Origin of the sequence: Streptomyces flaveolus, from assembly GCF_014648815.1 — a bacterium.
Classification (GTDB): domain Bacteria; phylum Actinomycetota; class Actinomycetes; order Streptomycetales; family Streptomycetaceae; genus Streptomyces; species Streptomyces flaveolus.
This window is the reverse complement of the sequence record NZ_BMRV01000037.1, coordinates 1-1,987: the sequence shown is the minus strand read 5'-3', so window position 1 is coordinate 1,987 and position 1,987 is coordinate 1. Positions and strand designations below refer to the sequence as shown.

2 protein-coding genes and 1 pseudogene are annotated in these 1,987 nt (G+C 69.5%); all 3 read left to right on the top strand.

Going from position 1 to position 1,987, the window contains the following annotated elements; all coding sequences use genetic code 11:
- Positions 1-502: pseudogene (gene repSA / locus IEZ05_RS36070) on the top strand (replication initiator protein RepSA); the annotation flags it as partial.
- A complete protein-coding gene (locus IEZ05_RS36065; RefSeq protein ID WP_189234552.1) occupies positions 495-707 on the top strand; it encodes an excisionase family DNA-binding protein in 213 nt (70 codons plus the stop codon). The pseudogene repSA and the gene IEZ05_RS36065, both read left to right, overlap by 8 nt.
- Complete coding sequence (locus IEZ05_RS36060) at positions 707-1,876, top strand: tyrosine-type recombinase/integrase (RefSeq protein WP_189234551.1); 1,170 nt, start codon at positions 707-709, stop codon at positions 1,874-1,876. Before IEZ05_RS36065 ends, IEZ05_RS36060 begins: the two co-directional genes overlap by 1 nt.
- The last annotated feature ends 111 nt before the right edge of the window (positions 1,877-1,987 follow it).

Genomic DNA, 1,987 nt, shown 5'->3' with positions numbered 1-1,987 from the left:
GATCACCGAACAGGCCGTCGCCTCCTACGTCGCTAAGTACGCCACCAAAGCCGCCGAGAACACCGGCACCCTCGACCGCCGCATCGGGGAACTGTCCGAACTCGACCGGCACGGCGTCCCCGACCACGCCCGCCGCCTCATCGAAGCGTGCAAGATCCTCGATTCGCTCTATCCGGACCGGCGGTTGTGGGCCTGGGCGCACATGCTCGGCTTCCGTGGCCACTTCTCCTCCAAGTCCCGCCAGTACTCGACCACCCTCGGCGCCCTCCGCCAGGCACGCGCCGACTACCGCGCCGCCCAAGAGGCCGCCGCCCTCGGCTTGGACGACCGCGAGCCCGACACCGTCCTCGTCCTCGCCGACTGGCAGTACGCCGGACACGGCCACACCCCCGGCGAGTCCGCCCTCGCCGCCACCATCGCCCGCGACCTCCAACTCAACCGCGAAACCGCCCGCGAAGAACTCGCAGCCCTGCGCCAGGAAGGACAGCAAGCCCATGAATGAGCGATACCTCAACGTGGAACAGGTCGCCGAACTCCTCGGCACGACCGTGCGCTTCCCGCGCCGTCTGATCGAGGAGCGCCGCATCACGTACGTGAAGGTCGGCCGACACGTGCGCATCCCCGAGAGCGCCGTACGGGAGTTCATCGCCGCCAACACGGTGCAGCCGCGTCGGCGTGGCGCTGCCCTCCAGGGGGTGGCTGCCTGATGGCGGGGAAGCGCCGACAGTTCGGGCGGGTTCGCAAGCTCCCGTCCGGCCGCTATCAGGCCCGTTACGTCGGTCCTGACGGCTTGCTCCGACCGGCCCCGGAGACCTTCCGCACGAAGAAGGACGCGGACGCCTGGCTGGCCGACAAACAGACCGAGATGCGCCGTGGCGACTGGCACGACCCCGACGCCGGGAAGGTGGCGTTCGGGCCGTACGCCGCTGCCTGGATCGAGGAACGCGAGGTGACCACCCGGACGCGGCAGCTCTACGCCTCGCTTCTGCGGCACCACCTCGAACCCGCCTTCGGCACCGTCAACGTCGCGGACATCTCGCCCCCGCTCGTGCGCCGCTGGCGTGCGGACAAGCTCGCCGCCGGCACTGGACCGACGACCGCCGCCAAGGCGTACGCCCTGCTCCGCGCCATCCTCGGCACGGCCGTGGCGGACCAGATGATCCGGCGCAACCCGTGCACGATCAAGGGCGCGAGCGTGGTGCACACCCCGGAGCGGCCCACCGCGACCGTGCAGGAGGTCTACGACTTGGCCGACGCCATCCAGCCGCGTTACCGGGCACTCGTCCTCATGGCCGGCTTCCTCGGTCTTCGCTGGGGCGAACTGATCGGTCTGCACCGCCGGGACGTCGACCTGGACCACTGTGCCGTGCGCGTCCGCCGGTCGGTCGCTGAACTCAACAACGGTGAGCGCGAGATCAAGGCGCCCAAGAGCGCTGCTGGCAAGCGTACGGTGTCGATCCCGGCCGCGATCATTCCGGAGATCCGCGAGCACTTGAAGCGGTACGCCGAACCCGGCGCGGACGGTCGCGTGTTCATCGGTGCAAAGGGTGCGACCCCGCGCCGGAACCACTTCAACCGTCTGTGGCGCGCCGCGTGCACCGACGCCGGCGTCAAGGGTCTGCACTTCCACGATCTCCGGCACACCGGCAACACGCTCGCCGCCTCGACCGGCGCGAGCACCCGGGAGCTGATGGCGCGCATGGGTCACAGCACCGCCCGGGCCGCGCTGATCTATCAGCACGCCAGTGCCGAGCGGGACCGGCTGATCGCCGACGCCGTGTCCGGGCTCGTTGACAAGGGGCGGAAGAAGGGCCGGAAGGGCAAGAAGAAGAAAGATCGAAAGCCCAAGGGGCACGCCGGGGACACGACCGACTGATCGGGACCCCGGAATGCGATCAGGGCCAGGCGGAGGAATGATCCTCTGACCTGGCCCTGAGTCGTCTGGAGCGGGCGACGGGAATCGAACCCGCGTAGCCAGTTTGGAAGA

Coding starts and splice junctions, on each gene's coding strand:
- IEZ05_RS36060 (WP_189234551.1), top strand. CDS start 707: ATGGCGGGGAAGCGCCGACAGTTCGGGCGGGTTCGCAAGCTCCCGTCC.
- IEZ05_RS36065 (WP_189234552.1), top strand. CDS start 495: ATGAATGAGCGATACCTCAACGTGGAACAGGTCGCCGAACTCCTCGGC.